The following is a 19663-nucleotide window of genomic DNA, read 5'->3' on the forward strand; positions in this document are numbered from 1 at the left end:
GAGGTTTCCCCTTGTGGATAAGGGAATTCGGGGATCCTGCCGGCTTGGAGTGGGCGGCCATGTGGCGTAGAGTAGAACACATGTTCGAGGGTGACCTGGATGAGCTCGACACCGCGGCACTGCTCGCCGCGGCGTCGGAGTTCGGCGGCGTCCAGGAACGCGCGGCGGTACGGATGCTGGAGGCCGCGCTCGCGTTCGCCGACCGCAACGCAGTCGTCGACACCGGCACCGGTGCCGGTGAGGTGCTGCCCGGGACCGAGCAGATCCGGGTGTACGGCGGTGCCGGGTGTCCCGGGGTGGCCGAGTTCGCTCCGATTGAGTTCGGTGCTGTGATGAGGATGTCGTCGAAGGCCGCGGCGGCGTTCATCGGCGAGGCGTTGGGGCTTCGGCACCGGCTGCCGCGGATCTGGGCGGCGGTGCTGGCCGGGAACGCGGTGGCCTGGCGGGCCCGCAAGGTCGCGCACGCGTGCCTGTCGCTGTCGATGGACGCCGCCGCGATCGTCGACCGCCGCGTCGTCGGCATCGTGAACACCGTGACACCGGGCAAGTTGGGGACCATTGTCAAGGCCGCCGTCTGGGAAGCCGACCCCGAACTGGCCAAGGCCGCGGCCGAGCTCGCGGCAAAGGAACGCGGTGTGTTCGTGGGCCCGTCCGACCACCACGGCACCAAGAGGTTCTGGGTCCGCGCCGCCGCCGGAGACGTGATCCGCTTCGACGCCACGATCGACGACCTGGCCAGGGCACTCAAGACACTCGGCGATACCGACTCGCTGGATGTGCGGCGTGCGAAGGCGATCGGCTGGATCGCCGACCCCGCCGCGGCCCACCAACTCCTCGAGGTCGCCCGCCACCTTGCCCGCACGGTCCCCCACATCAGCACGCTCGATGACCCGACCCACGACAGCCCCGCCCCGGACGCCAATGCCGCAGCGGACGACCGCGAGCCTGCGGGTGACCGGTCTGTTGCGGATGACACCCACGGCCCAGACGACCGGCCCGCTCCGGACGACTGGCCTATGCCCGATCACGAGCCTGACCCCGACGACTGGGACGGCCCGGACGAGCACGGCACGCCGATCGGCGCCGGTGACCCAGGCGAGGCCGACCGCGTGTCCGCGCGCGGGCCTGACCGCGAGACCGACTGCCAGACCGACGACGGGGACGGCGCAGATGCGTTCACGCGATGGATGCTGGCCGGGTCACTCCCGGCACGGCTCGCGGCGATCAAGCAGCACGCCTACAGCCGTGGCCTCGCCGCCGGCAGCGGCCGCCGGTCGAACCGGCACACCCTGTACGTGCACCTCACCGACCAGACGCTTGCCAGCGGCAACGGTGTGCTACGGGTCGAGGAGCTCGGACCGCTCCTGATGAGCCAATTGACCGAGCTCCTCGGCCACGACCAGATCGTCGTCAAGCCGGTCATCGACCTGCACGACCAAGTCAGTGTCCACAGTTACGAGATCCCCGACCGGATCCGCGAACGCGTCCGCCTGCGGCACCCTGTCGATATGTTCCCCTACAGCGCAGCGGAAGCCACCACTCGCATGGACCAAGACCACATCATCCCCTACGACCGAGCCGGGCCACCGGGGCAAACCGGCACCGACAACCTCATACCGCAAGGCCGACTCCACCACCGCGCCAAGACCTTCGGCGGCTGGAAGTGCCGACGCCTGCCCACCGGTGCCATCGAATGGACCAGCCCCCACGGCTTCCAATTCCACGTCGATCACACCGGCACCCACCCGATGCCACCCATCGGCCCGGGAGCTTGCTAGGGGTTTGCTTCCGGGCCCCGGAGGGTCAGGGTTTGGTGACGAAGGTCAGGTAGCTGGAGTTCCCCTTGCCCGCTATGCCTGAGTTGGGACCCAGGGCTAGCTGGCCGACGGGGACTTCACGCTTGAAGAGGATCAGCCGCTGGTCGGTGGTGCCGACGGTTTCGCCTGTTCTGGTGAAGGTGCTGAGCCAGGCGGGCCACCAGTCGTTTTCGCCTCGGGGGTCGTAGGCGACGTAGACGGTGGCTGGGGCGGTGAGGTCCATGGTGATGTAGTCCGCCGGGGCCGTGAGCTTCGAATCTTCGTTGGAGCCGGGGATCATCGCCTGGCCGGTCAACGCAGTTGGTAGGTCGGTGATCTTGTAGCTGCGGTCGACGTAGATCTCGGCGCCGGGCTGTGCTTTCACGAGGTTGGACAGCTTGTCCGGGGTGCGTACGGTGACCAGATCGCTCAGCATCGGCGGCTCACTAGCCGGTACGCCGAGCATGCGAGTGCCGACCGTCTTGACCGCCGACGCGGGCTGTCCGGTCAGTCGGACGTGCGTGAACGACGACAACGGCACAGCCACCCGCTCGACAACGTAAGACTCGTTGGGCAGCACAGGCACCGTCAGGACGTCATCCGCAACTGGTCCGACGACAGTCCGGCCGCGCGAGTCGATCACACGCACCTGCTGACCCGACCACGGGTTGCGGACGCGCAGGGACTCGCGGCTGCCCGCCTGGATGCCCACCAGGCTCGGTACGCCGTCGCGGACCTCAGTGCTGATCCGGTGACCACCTTCGATCTCCACTGACCCAGCAACGTCCCACTCGCTCGGCCAGGCCGGTGCGACCTGCACGACCCCGTCGTACGACTGAACGAGTGCCTCCTGCAGACCGGTCGTCAGAACGCCGCCCCACTCGTTGTAGAAGCTCTGCTGCCGGACAGGCTCACGGCCGGTGCGGTGCACGGTGAAGCCGTTCGGAAAGATCTGGAAGTCCTGGATCCCCTTGAGCATCAGCCGCTTCACCTCGTCGGCCAGTCCGAGCCGCGCGGCCCACGTGGTGTCCATACCCCAGTCCTTGTCCTGTGGATAGACCCGTTGCCGGTACGTCGCCTGCATCAGCTCGGAGGTCTCGTCGAAGAGTCCCCACGGCCAGAGCACCTCCATCTCCGGGTTCTGCGTGTTGTGTGCCTCCTCGTCGGTACCGGACCACGCCAGCACCTCCTCACCACCACGCTGTACGGTCCGGAACGGCGGAAGCTTCCCGACGGCAGTTCGCAGCCGTGCGGCCAGAGCCTCGTCACCGCGCGACGATGCCAGGTCCGCGACGATCGGGAAGATCACCCGCATCGCGGCCAGGTCGGGTGCGGGGTCGTCGGTGTCCCACTGCACTTCGAGCGCGTTCACATGTTCGAGGTGGAGGTACCCATCCTCGCCAGGAGTCAGCGCGGCCAGATGGAACTCCGCGATGTCCCGGATCAGCGGATAGGCGCGATCCAGCAGGGCACGGTCGCCGGTATAGCGGTACTGCCACCAGACGTTGTTGACCAACTCCGGTCCACTGCTCAGAATGCGCTTCACCCAGCCGGGCTCGGACATGTTGTCGCAGCCGTCGCCGGTCCCGTCGTACCGCAGGAACTCCGGTACGCACGTGCCGACAGCGCCGATCCAGTGGTCGTGCGTCCACTTCTTCATCAGGTCGGCGCGGTCGAGGTAGAAGCGGAAGTACGGCGCGTTGAACTCACCGATGCCGGCACCCAGGTTGGTCGAGATGATCATCCGCAGGTTGAAATGCCAGTACGAGTCCTGCGCCCAGTCGGCCTGGTCCTTGGCCGACGAGAACATCCGTACGACGGCGCCGTGCGTACTCGGCACCGGCGACCGCATCGACGCGGCCATCGTGTAGAGCTGCAGCGTCCGCAGGTTCTCGACGTACTCACCGGTGCCGTCGGCCGAGGTGATCCGCATCGGCGCGGCCTTCGCCCAGAATGCATGCCACCAGTCGAGATGCTGGCTCTTCGACTCAACGACAGCACGACGCGCAGCGGTCGCGACGTCACCACCCTTGTACGACGGTACGCCGACAACCAGCCGGAACGAGCCGTCCGCGTTCGGGCGGAACGTGATCCGGACGGTCAGCGGGTCGACGACCGATGTCGAGACGTCGCGGGCCCGAGCGGTCAACGCGGCGACAGCGCCTGTCAGGCTGCCCGAGGCGGTGTCGCGGAAGGTCTCGGCGAGCGAGGCGACGGCGCCGGTCGCGTTGGCGGTCGGCGTACGGCCCTCCCACAGTTTGAGGTCCGCGGTCTGCGACTTGCCGGGATCGGCGCCGGTGACCTCGAGGACGAACTGGTCGGCGTCGGCACGCACGTACGAGCGGGCCGACATACCACCGCCGCGCTGGACGAGTTGGCCGTCGTACATCGCGAGCCGGCCGGTGTAGTCGGACGCGCGCATCAAAGGTTGGAGGCCAGGTACGACGAGACGCCCGGCGGACTTGAGTCCGGGGAAGGTGTCGACGCGGTTGAGCTGGGCACTGAAGCCCTTCTCGGCCCAGACCGCGGCACCGAGGACGCCGTTGCCGAGCGGCATCGCCTGGTAGGCGCGCCACGCCGGGCCTTCCTGAACCAGGTCCGACCGCGAGACGAGGCCGGCCGGATCGGTGCGTAACGCGCCGTCGTGCCAGGCGGTGGTGAGCTGGCCGGCGGGTTGGGCAGGTGCACCGGCTGCTGCGAGTGAGCCGGCGCTGGTGGCGAGAAGTGTCACGAGTAAGGGCAGGGACCATCGACGTACAGGCATGGCGGAGCCTTTCGGGGCGGTTACGTTCGGGGCGGTGGGGCGGGGAAGGTATCTAGCAGCTCAGTGCGGTCCACAGGTCGGCTGGTAGCGGATGCCGCCACAGCTCGACGTTCTCGCGGACCTCGGCCGCGGTGGCGCAGCCGATCAGGACTGTGGTCACCGCGGTGTGCGTGGCCGGGAAGCGCATGGCGGCCGCTTTCAGTGGTACGTCGTACGACGCGCACACCTTGGACAGTTGCTCGACGCGGTTGACGATCTCGGGTGACGCCGGCCGGTAGTCGTAGGTCGAACCGCCGGCGAGGATGCCGGAGTTGAAGACGCCGCCGGCGATCACGGCGACACCGCGGTCGGCCGCCGCGGTGAGCAGGTCGTCGGCGGCCGAACGGTCGAGCAGGGTGTAGCGGCCGGCGATCAGTACGACGTCGACGTCGGTCTCGCGGACGAACCGGGCCGGGATCTCCGGACTGTTCATACCGATCCCGATGGCGCCGATCACGCCTTGGCGGCGCAGGTCGTCGAGCACCGGGTACGCCTCTTCCAGTGCCTGCCGCACGTGGTTGTCCGGGTCGTGCAGGTGCACGATGTCGACCCGATCCAGCCCGAGCCGCGTCAAGCTGTCCTCGACCGACCGCGCGATCCCGTCCGCGCTGAAGTCGTACTCGACCCGATCCCCGACCACTCGCCGCCCGGCCTTCGTGGAGATCCGGTACGACGCCCGCGGCACCCCGGCCAACGCGCTGCCGAGCCGGCGTTCAGCCGACCCGGCGCCGTACAGCGGAGCCGTGTCGAAGTAGCCGATGCCAGTCTGGACCGCCTCTTCAACAGCCTCCCGCGCTCGCTGCTCGTCGCCCGGCCCCTCACCCGCCAACGGCGCGGTGCCTAGTCCGAGTGCAGTCATGGGCGGGGCTCGATGAAGTAGTCGACGCCTTGCCGGGTGCGGAATTCGACGACGCCGTCTTCCGGTCGGGCGAAGGCGACCGCGCCCGCGGTGGATTTCACGTCGACCTTGAGGCCGGTGCGGAGCTTCAGGCGGTTGCCGAGCAGGGAGCGGATGCGGGCCCGGGTCAGTTTGCCGTCGGACCAGGTGAGGTCGAGGTCGAAGCCGCCGCGGGCGCGCAGGCCGCGGACCTGGCCGGTGGGGAAGGCCGCCGGAAGGCAGGGCAGCAGCGCGACCTCGCCGGAGTGGCTCTGCATGATCATCTCGGTGATCCCGGAGACACCGCCGAAGTTCCCGTCGATCTGGAACGGCGGATGCAGGTCGAACAGGTTCGGCGCCGTCCGGCCGGGCGCGAGCAGTTGGGTCAGGTGCTTGTATGCGTTGTCCGGCTCGAGCAGCCGCGCCCGCATGTTCAGCTTCCACGCCAGCGACCAGCCTGCCGTGACCGCGGGACCGCGGAGTTCCAGCGATTTGCGCGCCGCGTCGGCGAGTTCCGGCGTACGGCGTGGAGTGATCTGGTCGCTTGGGAACACCGCCCACAGATGCGAGACATGTCGACTCGACTCCAAGGCGGCCTCCTCCCAGTCGATCAGCCACTCCTGGATCTGGCCGAGGTACCCGATCCGGATCGGCGCCAGCCGTGACCGTGCCTCAGCGACCCGAGCCGCCATCGCGGAGTCCTCGCCCAGCAGAGCAGCCGCCTGGCCGAAGACCTTGAACAGGTCGTGCAGGATCTCGGTGTCCATCGTCGGACCGGCGCAGATACTCACGCCCTCGTCGTCGATCTCGTGGTGCTTGACCTCCGGCGAGTGCGACGGGCTGGTCACCAGATAGCCCGTCTTCTCATCCGTCTGCAACTGGTCGAGGAAGAACTCCACCGACCCACGCAGCACCGGGTAGTACTTCCGCAGCATCGCCAGGTCACCGGTGTACTCGTACCGCTCCCAGAACAGCAGCGACAGCCAAGCACCACCCGTCGGCCACACCCCGTAGTACGCGAAGTCCACCGGAGCAGTACCCCGCCACCCGTCGGTGTTGTGATGCGCGACCCACCCGGGAGCGTTGTACATCTCCGTAGCCGTCCGCGCCCCGGACTCGGCCAGTTCGGCGATCATCTGGAACAGCGGGTCCCAGCACTCCGCGAGGTTGGCCGGACCGGCGGGCCAGTAGTTCATCTCGCAGTTGATGTTCAACGTGAACTTCGACTGCCACTCCGGCAGCATCTTGTAGCTCCAGATGCCCTGCAGGTTGGCCGGCTGCCCCGGGCTGCGCGAGCTGGAGATCAACAGGTACCGCCCGAACTGGTAGTACAGCGCGGCCAGCTGCGGATCGCCGCCGTTGCGGAACGCGATCACCCGCTGGTCGGTCGGCAACGCGATCGAGTCCGAGGTACCGAGATCGATGTCGAGCCGGCCGAACAGCCGCCGGTAGTCCTCGATGTGCGTCTGCCGCAGGCGCCCGTACGCCGGTCGCTCGGAGGGCAACGGGGCCGTCGCCTTCGCCACCTGATCGGCGCTGACATCGAGGTAGTTGCGGTAGCTGGTCCCTATCGACAACACCATGGTGACCGCATCGGCGCCGACGACAGTGAGCTTGCCGTCGGCAACCTTCGTGCTCCCGCCCTCGGTGAAGGCCCGGACCAGTGCGCAGAACTTCACCGACCCCTTGAGCCCTTCGGCATCCCCGCTGATCCCGTTCAGCGCCAGCGTCCGGTCGTCGTACCGATCGACCGTCGCCGCCTGCGGTGTCGTGAACGTCGCGTCGAAGGACAGCGCGCCAGCCTGGTCCGCTGTCAGCCGCATCACCAGCACCTGCGCCGGATGACTGACGAACACCTCACGCGTGTAGCGGACGCCGTTGGCGACGTAGCTCACCGAGGTGATCGCCGTGGTCAGATCGAGCTCACGCCGGTACGACGTGACGCCGGCCTCGGTGATCACGGGGAACGTGAGCATCAGGTCGCCGGCCGGCTGGTACTGCATCTGCTCGGTCGGACGGCCCATGAAGTGCTCGTCGGCCAGGTCCTGCGCGGCGAGGTACTCCTCCGCGGCGATCAGCCGCCGGATCTCCGGCAGCACCTCGCGGCCGGCCGGGTCGTCGTACTGGTGTGGTCCACCGGCCCAGATCGAGTCCTCGTTGAGCTGCAGCTGTTCGGTCGCGATGCCGCCGTACACCATCGCCCCGAGCCGGCCGTTGCCGATGGCAAGCGCCCGTAGCCATTCGGTGGCGGGCTGGGTGTACCACAGCTTCAACGGGTTGGTGTCAGTGTCAAAAGGGGCGGCGACTGCGGTCAGGGGATCGGTGAGGCTACCGGCGACGACAGCGGTGCCGGCCGCGGCGCCGGCGGTCCGCAGGACCTGGCGTCGGGTGTATTCGGTCATGGGGCGGTCTCCCTAGGGGCGGTAGGTGCGCTCGGCGGTGCCGCGGAACACGTCGTTGTGCGCGGCCGCCGGAAGCAGTTCGGTGGTACGGCGAATGGCCTCGGCGCGACTGCTGGAGAGCGTGCATACGGGCCAATCGGAGCCGAACATGACGCGGTCGCTGCCGAACAGGTCGAGCGTCACGGCGATGAGTTCGGCGAGGTCGCCGGATGGTAGGTGGGCGGTGCCGGAGAGCTTGACGGTGACGTTCGGCGCTTCGGCGAGAGCTTTCATCCCGGTGGACCAGTCGGCGGTCGGACCCGAAGGGTTGCCGAGGTGGTCGAGCACGAGGCGGGCGTCGGGTACAGCGGTTGCGAGCCGCGCGGCGCCGATCAGGGCAGGTGGTCGGAGGAGCAGGTCGATGGCGAGTCCGGCGTCGGCGGCGGCCCGCACTCCGCGAACGAAGGCGGGATCGGTGAGCGCGTCGGGGTCGGTCTGGTCGGCGGGCGGGCAACGGATGCCGACCAGGTTGCTGTCAGCCGGAAGTTGGAGATCGGAGTGGAGGTCGAACCAGCCGACGACGCCGAGGACGGAGGATGTGGTCGCGGCGAGGTCGAGCAGGTCGGTGACTTCGAGCGGATCGGCGTCGGCCTGGACGAGGATGGTGTCCGGCAGACGGCCGTCGGAGGCTTCGGTAAGGTCGGGGAGCGAGAAGTCACGGCGGAGGGGGTGGCCGGCGAGGAGCCAGGGCAGTTGCCGGCGGGCGAGATCCCAGACGTGAACGTGGGCGTCAAGTGGATCTGGGCCGGCGAGGGCGTCGGCCGGGGGTGGTGGGCGGTTGTCCGGCGAATCAGTCATGGCGCCCCGCGGGTCTCGTGATCGAGCTTTCGCCGCGGGCGTGGGCCGAGAACAGGCGGGCCGCGTCCTCGGGGTCGGTGCCGGCGAGGACCTCGACCAGGTCGAGGTGACGACGCGCCATCAGGCCCCAGTCACCGGCGTACATGGCGTTCGAGACGACCTGGAGATTCCACAGCGCGGGCTCGAGGGTGCGCCAGACCTTCAGCAGCATCGAGTTGCCGCTGGTCGCGAGGACCTGTCGATGGAAGCGCAGGTCGGCCTCGCGGAACGCGCCGATGTCGTGATGCTCGGCCGCCTCGGTCATCCGCCGCACCTCGATCCGCAGCAGGTCGAGCTCCTCCGGCGGGACGTGACCGGTCGCGCGCCGGGCCGCCGCGGCCTCGAGCAGCACCCGGACCTCACGCGCTTCGCGGGCCTCGACCTGGGAGATCTCCGTGACGAAGTTGCCCAGCCGTGGCCGGTACGTCACCAGTCCCTCGTGGGCGAGCCGTCGTACTGCCTCCCGCGCGGGGGTCTGGCTGGTGCCGAGGACGCGCGCGATCTCGGACTCGACCACGCGCATCCCGGGCGCGAGTTCACCGGAAAGGATCCAGCCGCGGATCGCCTCGTAGACCCGATCAGACAGCAGTTCGTTGTCCGTCGAAGGCGGCGGCGGAGGTTGCGTGGAGCCCAACACCAAACCGCCACCGGTCCGGTACTGGTGCACTTCCTCGCGGCGACGGCGCGCGACGGTCGACTGCGACACTCCGTGAGCGGCCGCGACATCACGCGTTGACAGCTGGTGTCCGGAATCGGCCATCGATCCCGCACCGATCGCACCCAGCTGCACCCGGTCGACCATCCGCGGCCGGCCGCTGCGCATCCCGTCGTCGAGACCGGCCATCCCCATCCGCAGGAACCGGCGCCGCCATTTGCCGACCGTTCCCGGTGTCACCGCGAGCAGATCCGCGACATCCTTGTTCGACTGGCCCTCGGCGCAAGCGAGCACGATCCGGCTGCGCAGCCGCATCGCCGGGCTGGTCCCGTTCTGGGCAGCGAGATGGGTGAGCGCGGCGCGCTCGGCCGACGACAACGTCAGCGGCGACTTGGGGCGTCCGGCATCGGGCATGGCTGCATGGTGGCCCCGCCGACGGCGATCTGCCAACCCCTTATGGCATGGACTTCTGACTCACAGCGTCCAGTTTGCCGTTTAAACGTTGACACTTCAGCGTGACGCTCTGCATTGTCGATCGCTAACGACGCCCGGCCGCCCCCGACGCCGGGACGATCCGAGGAGGACCCGGAAATGGCTCGTTCAATCGGTGCCCTGGCAGCAATCGCGATCCTGGTGGGCGCGGCCGGCTGCGGTGGCGGCTTCAGTGACGAGGGCTCGGCCGGTGGTCCCACCGGCGAGGTGCGGATGCTGGTGAACATCACCCCCAACCTGACCAAGGGCTACTGGGAGGAGCTGGTCAAGCCGTTCGAAGAGGCCAACCCCGGCGTCGACGTGAAGATCGAGGCGCCGACCGGACAGGGCGTGAAGGACACGCTGCCGCAGCTGCTCGCGGCCGGGAACGCGCCGGACGTGGTCGAGACCCTGATGGCGGACAAGACGCTCGCACCGCAGATGCTCGAGCTCACCGACCAGGCCTGGACCAAGGACACCCCGCTGGTCGAGCAGGCCGCCCTGGACAGCAAGGTCTACACCGTCGGTGTAGGCCAGCAGGCGCAGTCGCTGGTGTTCTACAACAAGGAGGCGTTCGCCAAGGCCGGCATCAGCGAGCCGCCGAAGAACCTCGACGAGCTGACCGCCGCGATGGGCAAGCTGAAGACGGCCGGGTACCTGCCGCTGCAGACCGCCGGCGACTACGTGACCGGGTTGCAGCTGCTGCAGCTCAGCGACCCGTCGATCGCGACCAAGCACCCGGACTGGTACCAGCAGGTCAACTCCAAGCAGCTCAGCGTCGGCCAGACCATGCTGCCGCTGCTGCAGCGCTACGAGTCCTGGATCGAGAACGGGTACGTCGACAAGAACGCGCTCGGCCTGGACGACGTCAACGCGCAGACCAGCTTCCTGACCGGCAAGTCCGCGATGTACATCATGGGCAGCTGGTTCGTCCGGACCGCGGAGAGCCAGAAACCCACCTTCGACCTCGGTGTGTTCGCCGCACCGACCGAGGCCGGCCAGCCGTACCCGGGTCCGCAGGGTGTCACGATGGCTGCGCCGTACATGGTGCTGAAGTCGACCAAGCAGCGTGACCTCGCGGTGAAGCTGGTCGAGTGGCTGGTCAGCGACCAGGAGGCCGTCCAGAGCCAGCTCGCCCAGGACGGCAACTTCCGCAAAGGCTTCACCGACAAGCTGACACCGCTCGGCAAGCAGGTGCAGGACATCCTGGACCAGGCGCCGAAGCACGTCGCGCAGGGTGAGGGGTACGGCGCCAACACCCTGCCGCAAGGGTTCAACGGGGAATGGAACAAGGCGGTCCAGAGCCTCTACACCGGCAAGTCCGCGCCGGACGTGGCCAAGCGGATCGACAGCTGGATGGGGTCGAAGTCGTGAGTACCCCCGCAGCAGCCGCCCGCCTGCGGGACCGGCTGACCACCGCGAGCATGGTCGGTCCCGCGCTGCTGCTCTTCGTCGTGATGCTCGTGGTCCCGGTCGGCCTGTCGATCTACCTGAGCCTGACCGACTGGAACGGGTACAGTGCCAACCCGGCGATCGTCGGGTTGCAGAACTACCTCGATCTCGCTCGCAGCGAGGAGGCGATCCGCGCCGGGTGGGTGACCCTGCTGATCGCCGCCGTCGGCACCGTCCTGCTCAGCGTGCTGGGTCTCGGTTTCGCGCTGCTGGTGAACGGTGCGTCCCGGTTGAACGCGTTCTTCCGGGTCGTGCTGTTCTACCCGCACGTGCTGAGCGCACTCGTCGTCGGCTTCCTGTGGAGCGCCGTACTCGGGACGTCCGGCGTGGTGAACGGCTTCCTGACGTCCAAGGGCGCCGAGGTGCTGCCGTTCCTGTCGAACCCGAACTGGGCGCTGGCGAGTCTGATCGGCGTACTGGTCTGGGCCGGGTTCGGCGTCAACGTGGTGCTCTACCTGGCCGGTCTGCAGACCGTGTCGCGTGATCTGCTCGAGGCGGCGCGGATCGACGGCGCCTCACCGCGGCAGACGTTCCTCAACGTCACACTGCCCGCGCTCGCACCGGTGGTGACGGTCAACCTGGTGCTGTCGCTGGTGACGTTGCTGAAGACGTACGACCTGGTCGTCTCGCTGACCGGTGGTGGTCCGGCCGGGTCCACGCAGACGGCGGCGTACCTGATCCTGTGGGACTCGTTCCACAACAACGCGCTCGGCTTCGGTTCGGCGCAGTCCGTCGTACTGATGCTGGTCACCGCGGGTCTCGCCCTCACGGTCGCGCGGCTGCGGTCGCGGGTGGATCAAGGGGTGAAGGCATGAGTGTGATTCGCCTTCCTCGGGTGAAGACGGAGGTGGTGCGGCCGAAGCCTGTGCGGCTCAAGGGCGGCGGGCGGATCGCGTTCCTGGTCGTGACGAGCGTGCTGATGCTGGTGCCGATGTACCTGCTCGTGGTGAGCGCGTTCAAGTCACAGCAGGACATCCTCACCCACCCGTTCTCGCTGTCGCCGGACCTGCTCACGACCGAGTACCTGCAGAAGGCCTGGACCAACCCGGACTTCAACATCGGAAAGGGGTACGCCGTCACCGCGCTGTTCGTGGTCTCGGTGAACATCCTGTCCGTCGCGCTCGCCGGACCGGTGTCGTACGTGATCGCCCGCCGTACCGAGCGCCGGTACCGCGTGCTCCTGCTGCTGTTCGTCGCCGGCACGTTCATCCCCAGCCAGGTGCTGGTGATCCCGGTCGTCTACACGCTGAAGTTCCTCGGGCTGATGGGGACCATCCCGGGGTTCGTGCTGTTCGAGACGACGCTGACCCTGCCGTTCTCGATCTTCCTGTACGCCGGGTACATCATGACCATCCCGGCGAGCCTGGACGAGGCGGCCGCGGTCGACGGGGCCGGCAAGCACCGGATCTTCTGGTCGATCGTGTTCCCGCTGATGAAACCGGCCGTGGTGACCATGGTCATCCTGAACACCTTCTCGGTGTGGAACGACTTCGTGAACCCGCAGATCATCCTCGGCCCGGGCAGCGGCCTCTACACCGTCACCACCGGCGTCTACGCGGCGGTGAGCCAGTACTCGACCGACTACACGGTCGTCTTCCCGACGCTGCTGCTCGCGGTGGCGCCACTGCTGGTGATCTTCGTGCTGCTGCAGCGGCACGTGATCAGCGGCCTCACGGCAGGAGCGACGAAGGGATGACGACGATGACCAGCAGTTCGCGTGTCACAGCCGCAGTCCCAGGCACTGTCACACCCCCGCCGACTGTCGTCGCCCAGACGCCAGTGGGGAGCCCGCCTGCGTGGGCGATCATGCAACGCCGCCTGTTCGACGTGATGGACGAGGGCTGGTGGCTGTTCCGCGAACGCTACTGCCTGCCCGACGGCAGCCTCCGGTACTCCGGACCCGTTGCCAGCCGGGACGGCGCGGACGACTTCTACGAGGCGTTCGTGAACTGGCCGGTGCTCTACCAGCTCGGTGGCGCGGACGACCTGATCGACGTCGCCAAGTGGCACTGGGAAGGTGTCACGCGCCAGCTCACCGACCTGGGCTTCCTGGTCGACGAGTTCGAGCGCGGGTACGACTGGTTCCACATCGGCGAGTCGATGATCTTCTTCTACTCGCTCTGTGCGGCCGACCCGGGCGACGAGGAGTTCCGCGAGCGGGCGTACCGCTTCGCAGAGCTGTATCTGCCCGGCTCGCCGGCCGGTAACTACGACGCGGCCACGAAGACGATCCGCGCACCGCACAACGGTGGCAGTGGTCCGCGCTGGGGGATCAGCGACGAGTGGCGCTCGTACGGCGCCGATCTCACGAACATGCGCATCTTCGGGCTGCCGCTGCCCGGCGTACCGGGGATCCAGACCTGGGACGACCTCAAGGATCCGGCCAAGGCCGACCTGATGGGTGCGGAGATGATCCGGCGGCTCGGCGCCGGCGACGTCGCGGTGAACCTGGCGGCGACCACGCTGACCGCCAACGCCTGGCTCTACGACCACAACGACCGGTTCGCGGCCTGGACGCTGGAGTACCTCGACGCCTGGCAGCAACGCGCCGCGGCCAACGGCGGCCTGCTCCCGGACAACGTCGGTCCGAGCGGTGAGGTCGGCGAGTTGCACGACGGACGCTGGTACGGCGGCAACTACGGCTGGAACTGGCCGCATGGCGTCTACAGCGTCGGCTCCGCGGCCTGCATCGCGGCGTTGAACGGCGTACTCCTGACAGGCGACTCGAGCAGGCTCGACATCGCGCGGAAGCTGCTGGACCACCTGTACGAGCGTGGCACCATCGGCGCAGTCGACGAGACCGAGATGAGCATCCGCGACCGGTGGCAGGCCGAGCTCGGTGAGGACTGCGCGACGCCGACTCTCCTGATCCCGAACCGGCACGGCGACGACGGCTGGTCCGACTACCAGCCGCCGCAGCTGGGTCTGCCGACCTGGTTGTGGCAAGCCTCCTTCGAGTCGTCCGATCGTGAACGGCTGCGACAGCTCAGGGAACGCAGCGGCTACGACTGGCGGACCGTGCGCGACTTCCGGAACAAGGAGGACGCCGGTCACGAGGCGCCCTGGCTCGCCTACCTCGCGGGTGACAACCCCGGCTATCCCGAGGCAATGCTCGGTGTCGCGCTCTCCCAGGTTCAACGCCGGATGGACCTGATGGCCGTCGACACCACCGACCCGGCCGAGATGAACATCCACCACTGGCAACGCCACAACCCGGTCGCGACCGAGGCACTGCTCCAGCTGACCACTGGTACGCCGCAACTCCTCTACAACGGTGGTCTGCTGCCGTTACGCGTGCTGTACCTCGACCCTGAACGCGGTCGCCCCGGTCTCCCCGCCGATGTCGCCGCGCTGGTCGACACGGTCGAGTCCGATCGCACCGGGTTGCAGCTGGTCAACCTGTCCGCGACCCAGACCCGCCGCGTGATCGTCCAGGCCGGCAGCTTCGGCACCGACCGGATCGACGAGGCCGTCGTCACCACCGCGAAGGGTGACTACCCCGGCCCGTCGCCCGCGTACACATCGCCGCCGCCGACGCCGGGGACCGAGACGATCGTTGTCGGCGGCAACCGTCTTGAGGTGACCATGCCACCCGGCCGGACCATCCGGCTGGAGCTGGAGCTGACCCGGAACGCCTACCAGGCGGCCCACGTGGCGCTGCCCGCCGACTGACCTTCCCGATCAAGCCATCACGAGTACTAGGAGACATATCTTGAGCAGCGGTATCGAACAAGCTCCGGCGGTTCCGATCTGGGACCTGCCGGTGCGCGGCGACACTCCGCCGGCGCCCGATCCCGGCCTCGTGTCGCGGCTGTCCGAGATCGGCGCGGCCACCGCCTGCGCCCGGTTGCACGGACAGGGGATTCGCCGGACCTTCCTCGACGGCCCGACCAGCATGTTCCCGGGCAAGAAGGTGGTCGGCCGGGCCCTCACCCTGCAGTTCATGCCGCAGCGCGAGGACATCGCCGACGGCCAGACGCAGGAGTACATCGAGCGCAGTACGGCGCTGTGGGCCGTGCTCGACGAGGTCCAGCCCGGCGACGTCCTGGTGGTCCAGGCCTACGGCAGCCACACCACCGGCTGCTTCGGCGACATGCTGGTCCGCTACTTCAAGCTCCGTGGCGGCGCCGGCATCGTGGTGGACGGCCGGATCCGCGACGTACCGCGGGTCTCGCAGCTCGACGTGCCGATCTGGTCGACCGGAGCCACCCCGCACTACGCGTCCCAGTCCGAGTTGTTCCCCTGGGCGTACAACGTCCCGGTCGCGGTCGGCGGCGTCCTGACCCTGCCAGGCGATCTGGTCGTTGCCGACGACGACGGCGCTGTCGTCGTACCACGACAGCGCGCGGAGGCCGTCGTACAGGCGGCTGCCGAGCACGACGCCTGGGAGAAGTTCAGCCGGCGCCGGATCGACGAGGGCGCACCGCTGCGCGACTACTACCCCCTGACCGAGAAGACCCGCCTCGAGTACGAGAGCTGGCGTGCCCAGAATTCCACCCAGAACGGCAACGCCGGAGACTGATCTGAGAGGACCCCGCCCACATGTCCAGACACAGCAGCAGGCGTACGGCGTTGAGCGTCGGCGCCGGTCTGGTTGCCACGGCCCTGGTGACCGTGGCAGCCGTCAACCTGAACACCCAGCCTGCCGGCGCGGCCAAGTGCGAGAACTTCTACCTGGCGACCGACGGCGACGACGCCGGCAAGGGCACCGAGAAGGACCCCTGGAAGACGATCACCCGGGCCCGTGACGAGATCCGGGCGCAGAAACTCAACGACACCGCCCACATGGGTTGTGACATCACCGTCAACCTCAAGACCGGCGAGTATCCCGTCTCGTCGACCATCCAGTTCGACCAGCGCGACTCCGGGACCAACGGGCACCGCGTGATCTACCGCAGCGTCGACGGACCGGGTAAAGCGACGCTGTTCGGTGGCGAGGAGATCACCGGCTGGGCGCCGTACAAGGACGGGATCTACAAGGCGAAGGTGGATCCGTCGAAGCCGTTCTACACGCTGTTCGAGGACGGCACCCGAGCTACGAACGCCCGATACCCGAACCGCGGCACCGAGGACACCTGGTCGCCGTACCTGACGTCCATCCTCTACGAAGAGGACAAGATGGACGTGCGCAACTGGATGTGGGGCACGCCCGGTGACTGGGACCCCACCTGGGACCTGAGCCAGGCGTCGGTGACCATCTGGTCGGGCGGGTCGTGGTCGTGGTTCACCGACACGATCCCGCTGCTGGATACGAACTTCAAGAAGACGCAGACGACGCTGAAGCACTGGACCCGCTACGCGATGGTCAACAGCCGCGGCGGTTCGCGGTACTTCTTCCACAACTCGCTCAGCTTCCTCGACCAGCCGGGCGAGTACTACCTCGACTACAAGGCCGGCGAGGTCTACTACAAGCCGCGCGGCGGCACGATGGACGGCGTCCGGGTGCTGCGGCCGACCGTGAAGACAGTCCTGGATCTCGCTGGTGCTTCGCCTGATCAGCGGCTGCATGATGTGACGTTCGACGGGCTTGGTGTGCAGTACTCCGACTTCGTCACCTGGTACCGCAACGGGTGGGTGTCCAGTGGGGACGCCGGCCTCGAGCACAAGTACCCGGAGTACGACCGGCAGATCGAGATGCCGCGGAACCGCTTCGGCGCGATCCGGCTGACGAACACGAGCAACATCGACCTGTCGCGGTTGCGTCTGTCCGACACGGGCTTCACCGGGATCTACCTGCTGTTCGCCAACGACCACACCCGGATCACCGACAGCCTGCTGGAGAACATCGGTGCCGATGGCATCAAGGTGGAAGGCGGCTGGCCGGGTGAAGGTGACCTGAGCAACCACCACACCATCTCGAACGTCTTCATCGACCACATCGGCGAACTGGTACCGGGTGACGCGGCCGGCATCGAGCTGATGGACACCGGCAACAACACGATCTCCAACATCGTCGTGAAGCACAGCGCCCGGTACGGCATCAGCCTGGAGTCGCGACCGGAGGTGAAGGACGGCGATCAGTACACGTCCGGCAACAGCTTCAAGTACATCCGGCTGGAACAGGTCGGCCTGGACAGCGGCGACATGGGCGCCTTCTACACCTACGGCATCGACAACCAGGAGCCGCACCCGGTGCAGAACACCGTGGAGCAGGTGGTCATCGGTGACGTGATCCCCGACCCGTCAATGCCGGACGCCGGCGGTACCCGCGGCGTGCACATGGACGCCGGCGGTTGTGGGTTCTCGTTCGCCGACATCGAGGTCGGGAAGGTCTCCGACGACAAGTACCAGTCGTACAAGTGCAACCAGGTCACCAACGCCAACTGGGTGACGGGTTTCGACGCGTCGAAGATGGAGTACGACAAGATCGGCGTCCTGCCCACCTTCCCGTACGACGTGACAGGCCGGTGAGCCGACAATGTCACTCAGTTGTCATCGATCGCTTCGCTGGGGATCAGGGCTGATCATCGGGCTGGCGGTCGGTCTGTTGGTGCCGGCGGCGGTCTTCGGCGGCTCGGCGCTGGGTGCCGGCGCCGCGCCTGGTGCTCACCAGGCCGGTTGCACGTCGTTCTGGGTGTCGCCGGACGGAAACGACTCGGCGATCGGCACCCAGGCCAAGCCGTGGCGGACGGTTGAGCATGCCCGCGACACCATCCGCGCACGCAACCTGAACAAGCACCTGTCCTGCGACCTGGTGGTCAACCTGAAGGCCGGTACCTACAAGGTCGACAAGACGATCACCTTCGACGACCGCGACTCCGGGTCGAACGGCCAGCAGGTCGTCTACCGGAGTGCGGACGGTCCAGGAAAGGCGGTGTTCGAAGGCGCCACCGAAGTCACCGGTTGGACGCCGTACAAGGACGGCATCTTCAAGGCGCCGGTGGACGTGGACCAGCCGTTCTACACGGTGTACGCCGAGGGGCAGCGGGCGACAACCGCGCGGTACCCGAACCGGCGGTCGGACGAGGAATGGGCGCCGTACCTGCGCTCGATCCTGTTCGACCCGACCAAGGAAGCGGTCCGGGACCAGATCGGGTTCAACGCCGGGGACATCGATCCGGCCTGGGATCTGCGGCTCGGTACGTCGTGGCCGGCGCAGGTCACGGTCTGGTCGGGCGGATCCTGGTCGTGGTTCACCGACACGGTTCCGATGCTGGACATCAACTTCACCAAGCGGCGGACGACGCTGGTCTACCCGGCGCGGTACGGGTTCATCAACTCCGGCGGCGGCTCGCGGTACTTCGTGCAGAACTCGCTCAGCCTGCTCGACCAGGCGGGCGAGTACTACCTGGACTACCCGGCGAAACAGCTGTACTACAAGCCGGCCGGCGGCACGATGGACGGCGTCGAGGTCCTGCGGCCGACAGTCACCCAGGTGTTCACGCTCACCGGCGCATCGACCAGTCGCCGGGTGGAGAACCTGACGCTCGACGGCCTGGCGATCCAGCACACCGACTTCATGGACTGGTATCGCTACGGCTGGAACGGCACCGGCGACTCCGGCTTCAAGCACAAGTACCCGAAGTACGACACGCAGATCGAGCTGCCGCGCAACCGTTGGGGCGCGATCACGCTGACCAACACGCGCGGGGTTCGGTTGACCCGGCTGCACATCCAGCAGACGGGGTTCACCGCGATCGAGCTGCTCTTCGCCAACGAGCGCACCACCGTCTCGGACAGCTTGCTCGAGCACCTCGGCAACGACGGCATCAAGGTCGAAGGCGGCTGGCCGGGTGAGGGCGACCTCGCCCACGACAACACCTTCACCAACAACTACATCCACCACGTCGGCGAACTGGTGCCCGGCGACTCGGCCGGTGTCGAGATCATGAACAGCGGTCGCAACGAGATCAGCCACACCGTGGTCGAGCACGGCGCCCGGTACGGCATCAGCATCGAGTCCCGGCCGGAGATCCCGAACGCCGACAACTACACCGGCGGCAACCAGGTCCACCATGTCCGGTTGTCCCACCTCGCCAAGGACAGCGGCGACACCGGTCCGTTCTACGCGTATGGCGTCCGCAACCAACCGCCGTACACCCCGGACGCGGCCGTGTCGCAGCTGATCATCGACGATGCCCACGCCGATCCGTCGATGCCGGACAGCAAGCCGTACGGCGTGCACATGGACTTCGGCGGCTGCGGATTCGCGTTCTCCGACGTGAAGGTGACGAACACCGAGAGCGATCCGTATCACGGGCCGTCCGCGGGACCGTGCTCCACCTTCGCCAACGTCAGCTGGGAGGCCGGGTTCGACGACTCCCGGATGCAGTACGACCGGATCGGCGTACTGCCGTCCTTCCCCTACGAGAAGCCCTGAGGTTCCCAAAC

13 protein-coding genes are annotated in these 19663 nt (G+C 67.7%); 8 read left to right on the forward strand and 5 right to left on the reverse strand.

Annotation, left to right across the window (positions count from 1 at the left end; all coding sequences use genetic code 11):
• Positions 1-80: 80 nt before the first annotated feature.
• Positions 81-1778, forward strand: coding sequence for a hypothetical protein (locus EV643_RS05695; RefSeq protein ID WP_133798893.1), 1698 nt, complete (start codon positions 81-83; stop codon positions 1776-1778).
• Between the two features lie 25 nt (positions 1779-1803).
• Here the strand turns inward: EV643_RS05695 and EV643_RS05700 are convergent, their stop codons facing one another.
• Genes EV643_RS05700 through EV643_RS05720 form a run of 5 tightly spaced genes read right to left on the reverse strand, consistent with a single transcriptional unit; the run spans position 1804 to position 9823 of the window.
• Positions 1804-4560: a glycosyl hydrolase family 95 catalytic domain-containing protein gene (locus EV643_RS05700; protein WP_133798894.1), complete on the reverse strand. Its 2757-nt coding sequence runs from the start codon at positions 4558-4560 to the stop codon at positions 1804-1806.
• A 52-nt stretch (positions 4561-4612) separates the two neighbouring features.
• A complete protein-coding gene (locus EV643_RS05705; RefSeq protein WP_133798895.1) occupies positions 4613-5458 on the reverse strand; it encodes an aldo/keto reductase in 846 nt (281 codons plus the stop codon).
• Positions 5455-7878: a glycoside hydrolase family 95 protein gene (locus EV643_RS05710; protein WP_133798896.1), complete on the reverse strand. Its 2424-nt coding sequence runs from the start codon at positions 7876-7878 to the stop codon at positions 5455-5457. Before EV643_RS05710 ends, EV643_RS05705 begins: the two co-directional genes overlap by 4 nt.
• A 12-nt stretch (positions 7879-7890) precedes the next feature.
• On the reverse strand, positions 7891-8715 hold the full coding sequence (locus EV643_RS05715; RefSeq protein WP_133798897.1) for an amidohydrolase family protein: 825 nt from the start codon (positions 8713-8715) through the stop codon (positions 7891-7893).
• Positions 8708-9823: an FCD domain-containing protein gene (locus tag EV643_RS05720; protein WP_133798898.1), complete on the reverse strand. Its 1116-nt coding sequence runs from the start codon at positions 9821-9823 to the stop codon at positions 8708-8710. The genes EV643_RS05715 and EV643_RS05720 overlap by 8 nt, the downstream gene beginning before the upstream one ends.
• A gap of 177 nt (positions 9824-10000) precedes the next feature.
• On the opposite strand from EV643_RS05720, the gene EV643_RS05725 reads away from it, so the two are divergent.
• The 7 genes from EV643_RS05725 to EV643_RS05755 are packed head-to-tail and all read left to right on the forward strand — an operon-like array spanning position 10001 to position 19652.
• Complete coding sequence (locus EV643_RS05725) at positions 10001-11254, forward strand: ABC transporter substrate-binding protein (protein ID WP_133798899.1); 1254 nt, start codon at positions 10001-10003, stop codon at positions 11252-11254.
• Positions 11251-12147, forward strand: coding sequence for a carbohydrate ABC transporter permease (locus tag EV643_RS05730; RefSeq protein ID WP_202869405.1), 897 nt, complete (start codon positions 11251-11253; stop codon positions 12145-12147). Before EV643_RS05725 ends, EV643_RS05730 begins: the two co-directional genes overlap by 4 nt.
• Positions 12144-13028: a carbohydrate ABC transporter permease gene (locus EV643_RS05735; protein ID WP_133798900.1), complete on the forward strand. Its 885-nt coding sequence runs from the start codon at positions 12144-12146 to the stop codon at positions 13026-13028. Before EV643_RS05730 ends, EV643_RS05735 begins: the two co-directional genes overlap by 4 nt.
• Positions 13029-13033: 5 nt before the next feature.
• Positions 13034-15004 carry a DUF8034 domain-containing protein gene (locus EV643_RS05740; RefSeq protein ID WP_133798901.1) on the forward strand — a complete coding sequence of 657 codons (1971 nt, stop codon included), beginning with the start codon at positions 13034-13036 and terminating at the stop codon, positions 15002-15004.
• A gap of 40 nt (positions 15005-15044) precedes the next feature.
• Positions 15045-15854 carry an RraA family protein gene (locus tag EV643_RS05745; protein ID WP_202869406.1) on the forward strand — a complete coding sequence of 270 codons (810 nt, stop codon included), beginning with the start codon at positions 15045-15047 and terminating at the stop codon, positions 15852-15854.
• A gap of 20 nt (positions 15855-15874) precedes the next feature.
• Positions 15875-17743 (forward strand): right-handed parallel beta-helix repeat-containing protein, encoded by a 1869-nt coding sequence (locus tag EV643_RS05750; protein ID WP_133798903.1) that lies wholly within the window; start codon positions 15875-15877, stop codon positions 17741-17743.
• Positions 17744-17750: 7 nt separating this feature from the next.
• Positions 17751-19652 carry a right-handed parallel beta-helix repeat-containing protein gene (locus tag EV643_RS05755; RefSeq protein ID WP_202869407.1) on the forward strand — a complete coding sequence of 634 codons (1902 nt, stop codon included), beginning with the start codon at positions 17751-17753 and terminating at the stop codon, positions 19650-19652.
• Positions 19653-19663 lie beyond the last annotated feature (11 nt).

Source organism: Kribbella caucasensis (assembly GCF_004361855.1).
Lineage (GTDB): Bacteria > Actinomycetota > Actinomycetes > Propionibacteriales > Kribbellaceae > Kribbella > Kribbella caucasensis.

Coding starts and splice junctions, on each gene's coding strand:
- EV643_RS05735 (WP_133798900.1), top strand. CDS start 12,144: ATGAGTGTGATTCGCCTTCCTCGGGTGAAGACGGAGGTGGTGCGGCCG.
- EV643_RS05755 (WP_202869407.1), top strand. CDS start 17,751: ATGTCACTCAGTTGTCATCGATCGCTTCGCTGGGGATCAGGGCTGATC.
- EV643_RS05725 (WP_133798899.1), top strand. CDS start 10,001: ATGGCTCGTTCAATCGGTGCCCTGGCAGCAATCGCGATCCTGGTGGGC.
- EV643_RS05695 (WP_133798893.1), top strand. CDS start 81: ATGTTCGAGGGTGACCTGGATGAGCTCGACACCGCGGCACTGCTCGCC.
- EV643_RS05740 (WP_133798901.1), top strand. CDS start 13,034: ATGACCAGCAGTTCGCGTGTCACAGCCGCAGTCCCAGGCACTGTCACA.
- EV643_RS05700 (WP_133798894.1), bottom strand. CDS start 4,560: ATGCCTGTACGTCGATGGTCCCTGCCCTTACTCGTGACACTTCTCGCC.
- EV643_RS05715 (WP_133798897.1), bottom strand. CDS start 8,715: ATGACTGATTCGCCGGACAACCGCCCACCACCCCCGGCCGACGCCCTC.
- EV643_RS05720 (WP_133798898.1), bottom strand. CDS start 9,823: ATGCCCGATGCCGGACGCCCCAAGTCGCCGCTGACGTTGTCGTCGGCC.
- EV643_RS05705 (WP_133798895.1), bottom strand. CDS start 5,458: ATGACTGCACTCGGACTAGGCACCGCGCCGTTGGCGGGTGAGGGGCCG.
- EV643_RS05750 (WP_133798903.1), top strand. CDS start 15,875: ATGTCCAGACACAGCAGCAGGCGTACGGCGTTGAGCGTCGGCGCCGGT.
- EV643_RS05710 (WP_133798896.1), bottom strand. CDS start 7,878: ATGACCGAATACACCCGACGCCAGGTCCTGCGGACCGCCGGCGCCGCG.